The 5,735-nt window shown below is 40.5% G+C and carries 5 protein-coding genes; 1 reads left to right on the top strand and 4 read right to left on the bottom strand.

Features of this window, described 5'->3' with window-relative positions; all coding sequences use genetic code 11:
* Positions 1 to 55 precede the first annotated feature (55 nt).
* The 4 genes from ACM0OS_RS28225 to ACM0OS_RS28210 form a co-directional block, all read right to left on the bottom strand.
* Positions 56 to 1,000 (bottom strand): tetratricopeptide repeat protein, encoded by a 945-nt coding sequence (locus tag ACM0OS_RS28225; RefSeq protein WP_414546489.1) that lies wholly within the window; start codon positions 998 to 1,000, stop codon positions 56 to 58.
* 202 nt (positions 1,001 to 1,202) lie between these two features.
* On the bottom strand, positions 1,203 to 1,535 hold the full coding sequence (gene petJ / locus ACM0OS_RS28220) for a cytochrome c6 PetJ (RefSeq protein WP_414546488.1): 333 nt from the start codon (positions 1,533 to 1,535) through the stop codon (positions 1,203 to 1,205).
* A 136-nt stretch (positions 1,536 to 1,671) separates the two neighbouring features.
* Positions 1,672 to 2,166, bottom strand: coding sequence for an N-acetyltransferase family protein (locus tag ACM0OS_RS28215; protein WP_414546487.1), 495 nt, complete (start codon positions 2,164 to 2,166; stop codon positions 1,672 to 1,674).
* A gap of 179 nt (positions 2,167 to 2,345) precedes the next feature.
* The gene (locus ACM0OS_RS28210) at positions 2,346 to 3,479 is read right to left on the bottom strand and encodes an RpoD/SigA family RNA polymerase sigma factor (RefSeq protein ID WP_414546486.1); all 1,134 of its coding nucleotides are present in this window, start codon (positions 3,477 to 3,479) and stop codon (positions 2,346 to 2,348) included.
* Positions 3,480 to 4,304: 825 nt separating this feature from the next.
* On the opposite strand from ACM0OS_RS28210, the gene priA reads away from it, so the two are divergent.
* On the top strand, positions 4,305 to 5,735 hold a 1,431-nt coding region (gene priA, locus ACM0OS_RS28205; protein WP_414546485.1), incomplete at its 3' end, for a primosomal protein N'.

The raw sequence follows: 5,735 nt of genomic DNA, 5'->3' as shown, positions 1-5,735 counted from the left end.
AAGGCGGGGTGAGGTCAAAAACTAGACTTGCATGTTATTTAATTCATATTCCTAATCATGCTATCTCAATGGCTAATTCTAATTGTTGTTGCAGTTTATTTAGTAGACTGAGAGTTTTTTCGTATGCAACTTTTTCTCCTTGTTCTCCAAAATATTCAGACGCTTGTTTGAGGTCTGTGTAAATGTGAAATAGCTTATTACCAGACATTGCTCCTTGATGGGAACTTAAGCGATATCGAGCCATTCCCCGATTCACGTAAGCTTGAGCATAACTAGGATTAAGTCTAATAGCCTGAGAAAAATCACGAATTGCTGCCATGTCATCCCCATTTTGGCCACTAGTACAACCCCTGTTAAAGTAAGCTCGATAATCCTGTGGTTTGAGGCGAATTGCCAGATCAAAGTCGAGCATAGCAGCTGGGGAGTCTTGCAAAATTAAGTGAGCTAAACCACGGTCATTGTAGATATCCGCGAGGAATAAATTACTGGTTGGGGGAATTTGGGTTAAGGCTAAATTGTAATTGGCAATTGCCTTTAAGTAATTTCCTTGCCCCGTATAAGCTAAACCTCGGTTGTAGTAAGCTCGAAAATCATCAGGCTTGAGAGCGATCGCCTGGTTATAATCGGCAATGGCAGCTAGATCATCGCCTTTTCTGTAGTGTGCTAATCCCCGCAGCAGATAAGTATCGAAGTTCTGGGGTGCAAAATTGAGGGCTTGAGTACAATCGGCGATCGCTTGGTGGTAATCTTGTAATTGCAGGTAAGCAAAACAGCGATCGCTATAAGCTACAGCTAAATTTTCCTGAAGTTGCAACGCTTGGTTAAATTGCTCAATTGCTTCTTGGTAATCACCGCGCTGCATCTGAATTACACCCAATTTTAAGAAATCACTAGCTGTAATTGGGGTGATGGCAAGAGGTAATGAATAAGCGCTGAGATGAGAAAAACTCAGGAAAAAAGCCATCAATACACTGAGAAATAATCGCCAGAAATAAGTCATAAGCATTCTAGTTGACAATTTCGGCATAAACAAAATTAACGGGACAAACAGCCCCGCTAATTGTGGTGGCGCTCTTCGTTCGAGTCGAATACACCAACTTTGAATGTACGATTATGTCTACAGTAGCAAACGCTAAACTGTATAAATCCCCATCAGGGCTGAAAACAGTCAACAGTGAACAGTTTTATCTGATCATTGTTAACTACCAACCTTTATCTGCTTGTTCCAATACGTAAGCAGCTACATCTTCAATTTGTTCTGCTTTCAAACGACCTTTGAAAGCCGGCATGGCATTTTTACCATTTGTAACTTGGCTAATAATTGCCTCTGCTGAGTACAAGCCATACTTTTCTAAGTCATCTTTTTTCAGACTTTTGTTGGCTTGAACTAGATTTTTCCCACCTGCATGGCAAGAAGCACAATTAGCAGCAAATACTTTAGCGCCATTAACAGTATCTGCTGCCAAAGCCGGACTACTGAAGGCAAAGGTGAAGATGGCTATGCCTAACAATAGTACTGAAATAATTCTTTTCATTGCGTGTTCTCTCTGCAAAACGTCTGATTCGGTACAATATCCTTTATAATTGTCATTCGCACAAATTGCCTTAGTCAAAAGACAAGCTGTCAAACTTCTGTGCGATCATTGATAAAGAATTTTGTATTTTTACACTTCATTCTTTCACAGCTAATTGTTGCAAAGCATCTTCTGTGACACGACAAATTCGCCACTCATCTAAAATGGATGCTCCCATACTGCGATAGAATGCTTGCGCCGATTCGTTCCAATCCAGGACACTCCATTCTAACCGTCCGCAATTTCGCTCGACTGCTATCTGCGCTACTTTAGATAAAATAGCTTTGCCAATACCTTGCCGTCGATATTCTGGTAAGACAAATAAATCTTCTAAATAAATTCCTGGCTTAGTCAAAAAAGTGGAATAATTATAAAAAAACAGGGCAAAACCAACAGATTGCCCTGCATATTCTGCTAGTATTGCCTCAACATACTTTGGGGAGCCAAATAAATGCTCCTGGAGATCCAAAGCATTGCCAGTAACAGCGTGAGATAATTTTTCGTACTCGGCAAGACCCTTAATTAAATCAAACAGTACATTGCTATCAGCAGGTTCAGCAAAACGCAAAATTAAATTGCTATGTGGGGCCATTCGTTAATAATCTATAATCCACAGTCCATAGTCTATAACTAATTGGTCACTTGGAGGCTAAAGACTAGAGACTAGAGACTAGAGACTAGAGACTAGAGACTAGAGACTAGAGTAATATCATGCTAGATTGCCAACTTCCAGAGATTGACTGACCTTAATTACGAATTACGAATTACGAATTAAATCAACCATCCCTTTAAACGTTTGGCTATATGAGGACGGCGTAATTTCCGCATAGCTTTGCTTTGAATTTGGCGGACTCGTTCCCGTGACAAATTGAACATATTGCCAACTTCTTCTAAAGTACAGGGTTCGCTGGTTGTTAAACCATAGCGCAGAGAAATCACGTCTTTCTCCCGTGGAGTTAACACATCACCCAATACATCCCAAATCTCCTGACGCATCATGTTTTCGTTCATTTTTGCTTCGGGAGATAAGTTATCCTCATCTTCTAGCAAATCCATCAATTCCGTGTCTTCTTCCTTACCAACACGGTGATTGAGAGACAGTGCTTGTCGCCTTAGTTGTTGCAGTTGGCGCAGTTGTTGGACGCTAATCTCCAAAGATTCCGCCATTTCGGCTTCGGAAGGATTGCGACAAAGTTTTTGTTTGAGTTCCCGTTGGGCTTTTTTTAGTTTATTTAGTTTTTCTACAATGTGGATAGGCAAACGGATTGTTCGCGCATCGTTAGCGATCGCCCGGGTAATTGCTTGTCTAATCCACCAATAGGCGTAAGTCGAAAACTTATATCCTTTATCTGGATCAAATTTTTCTGTAGCACGATTTAAACCCATTGCGCCTTCTTGGATTAAATCCAGAAAAGGTACGCCGCGATTCAAATAACGTTTGGCTATGGAAACTACCAACCTCAAGTTCGAGCGAATCATTTTGCGTTTCGCCACTCGACCTTGATATAAGCGACTTTCCAGTTGTTTTTCTGTCAAATCGAACTGGGAACCTACTTGCGCCTTACTGACTGACTGTGCCAGTTCTAATTCCAAAGCAGCTTGAACTTCCCTAACTTCCTCTAGGAACCGGACTCTCCGCGCTAACTCGACTTCTTCGTCTGGTTTGAGCAACGGATAACGCGCCATTTCTTTAAAAAACGCGCCTACGGCATCATCATGTTCAGTTTTATTGTATCCTGAAGGCCTCGCCGCCGCCATTTCATCCCCATCACGTTCCTCTGATTCCAGATTTTCGATAATGGGGGATTCTTCCTCTACTACTGGCTCTAATATATCTAATGTATGTTCTTCAAGTTCGGTAGTAGTTTCCAGTATTTCCATTGTTCCCAATTCAGCAATGTTCATAGTTTACTTTAGGGATTGTTGCTTTGTTTGGTACATAACTTATTGACAGCCGCTTGGTTAAAGCTTGGTAGTTTCCCTAAGAAACAAATGCACCTCTTTGTGATAAAAATACATATTTTTGCTAATTGCTTATTCAGTTATAAAAATCAGCCCTTAGCTATCATTTCTGGATTCCAGTTAGATAGAAAATCTAACAAATACTGGCTTTTGCACCCAGAAACGATCTTCTCAGGTTCCAACAGAATATCTTCCTTATTTTTCCTAATACCTGAGCCTGTCAATTTTCCTCAACCTTTATCCACTTTAACAAATATAAAAAACTCAGGTAAATCCCCCAACCGCTTAAAATTTTATATACTTTTATGAAAATTCTCAGCTTTATGGGTTAAAAATCATTAAGACAATCATAGTCTTGATTTTTGGAGTTATACGTTTTTCATAAAGTTTCCTAAATGACATAAGTTGGCTAGTTTAAATTTCCGAAATATTTTGTATGTATAAAAGCATCTCATAGACATCAACAGTTGAATATCTATCAAGAGGCTGAAAAATACTACGTCAGATTTAGTAGATAGTCACACTATTTCAGAAGCAGCCAATAACATAGTTTGATTTTTTATAACTCTCTTCAACTATTTATGGCACGTATTGTTAAGACAAAATTGTCTAGTAGATTACATAACAGGAAAATTATCAAGTATTATGTGGATTGAAAGTATTATGAAATACAATTTACCTCCAAAAAATAAAAACTGGATTAGCTAGATAATTTTCGAGAAACGAAGTGAAATCGAGAGAAATATTTGAGCATAGCATTCCGAAATTATGTATACAAATGGCATTAATTTACTCAATTTAGCGGTTGCAGAACCTAGTGAATCTTACCAGTTAGAAACGGTACATCGCTGGGTGGAAGTGCTGGTGGATTGTCCAGGAGCGCTGGGATTGTTTACTTACCGATTACCTACGCATTTAAAAATCAACCCTGGGGATATTTTAAGTGTGCCATTTGGCGCACAAAAGGTAGGAGCGATCGCCATTCGTTTATTGACACAACCAAACGTAGATTTACCACCAGAAAAAATTCGAGAAGTAGAAGATGTAGTGAGTGTAGGATTTTTTCCCACCACATATTGGGAATTATTAAATCGAGTGGCCGCATATTACTATACGCCGCTAATTCAGGTGATCCGGGTAGCATTACCACCAGGATTGCTGGGGCGATCGCAACGTCGGATTCGCTTATGCCAAAATGCCGAAATAAAACGACAAATTTCCCAATCAACAACCTTTATTAGTCCCACAGCACAGCAAGTTCTCCAACTTTTGCAAACTCAACCAGATGGAGACTACAGTTTTACCTACCTGCAACAAAAAATCAAAGCAGCCTATCGGGGAGTGAGGGAGTTATTACGATTGGGGTTCGTAGAAAGTTATTTGGAACCTCCAAGGCTGAATAAACCAAAACTCCAAAAAGCAGTCACATTAATTGGCACCATTGATCATGATTTAACTACTCGCCAACGAGAAATTTTAGAAGTATTGCGGCGACGTGGCGGAGAATTATGGCAAAGTGAACTATTACAAATTTGTCATGCTAGTTCTTCTACCTTAAAGACGATGGCCAACAAAGGCTACATAGTTATTGAGGAGAGAGAAGTATTAAGAACAGAACAAGGATTAGCATTAGCGCAGGATTATCCCAAAACCTTAAATAGTGATCAAGCCAATGCCTTAGCCATGATTCAATCCTGGAATCAATTTGCTCAAGTGTTATTGCATGGCATCACAGGTTCCGGCAAAACCGAAGTATATTTACAAGCGATCGCACCCCTAATTAACCAAGGTAAATCCGCCCTAGTATTAGTTCCAGAAATTGGACTCACACCCCAGTTAACAGATCGTTTCCGCGCGCGTTTCGGCAACAAAATTAGTGTGTATCACAGCGCCCTTTCCGACGGTGAACGTTACGACACCTGGCGCCAAATGCTCACCGGAGAACCCCAAATTATCATCGGGACTCGCAGCGCCATTTTCGCCCCCTTACCCAACTTAGGAATCATCATCTTAGACGAAGAACACGACAGCAGTTTCAAACAAGATTCCCCTATACCTACCTACCACGCCCGCACCGTCGCCCAATGGCGAGCCGAATTAGAAAACTGTCCCTTAATTCTAGGTTCCGCCACCCCTTCCTTAGAAAGTTGGGTTAGCGTAAAAAACGCCTTAACCCCCTTGTCCCCCCATCCCCTTGTC

It is taken from the genome of Nostoc sp. CCY0012 (assembly GCF_963920855.1).
Taxonomy (GTDB): Bacteria; Cyanobacteriota; Cyanobacteriia; order Cyanobacteriales; family Nostocaceae; genus Cyanocohniella.
Note: the sequence above shows the minus strand (reverse complement) of the source record. Positions and strands in the feature narration are given on the sequence as shown.

Bases quoted from the DNA above. Each gene is read 5' to 3' on its own strand.
- ACM0OS_RS28225 (WP_414546489.1), bottom strand. From the start codon at position 1,000: ATGACTTATTTCTGGCGATTATTTCTCAGTGTATTGATGGCTTTTTTC.
- petJ (WP_414546488.1), bottom strand. From the start codon at position 1,535: ATGAAAAGAATTATTTCAGTACTATTGTTAGGCATAGCCATCTTCACC.
- ACM0OS_RS28215 (WP_414546487.1), bottom strand. From the start codon at position 2,166: ATGGCCCCACATAGCAATTTAATTTTGCGTTTTGCTGAACCTGCTGAT.
- ACM0OS_RS28210 (WP_414546486.1), bottom strand. From the start codon at position 3,479: ATGAACATTGCTGAATTGGGAACAATGGAAATACTGGAAACTACTACC.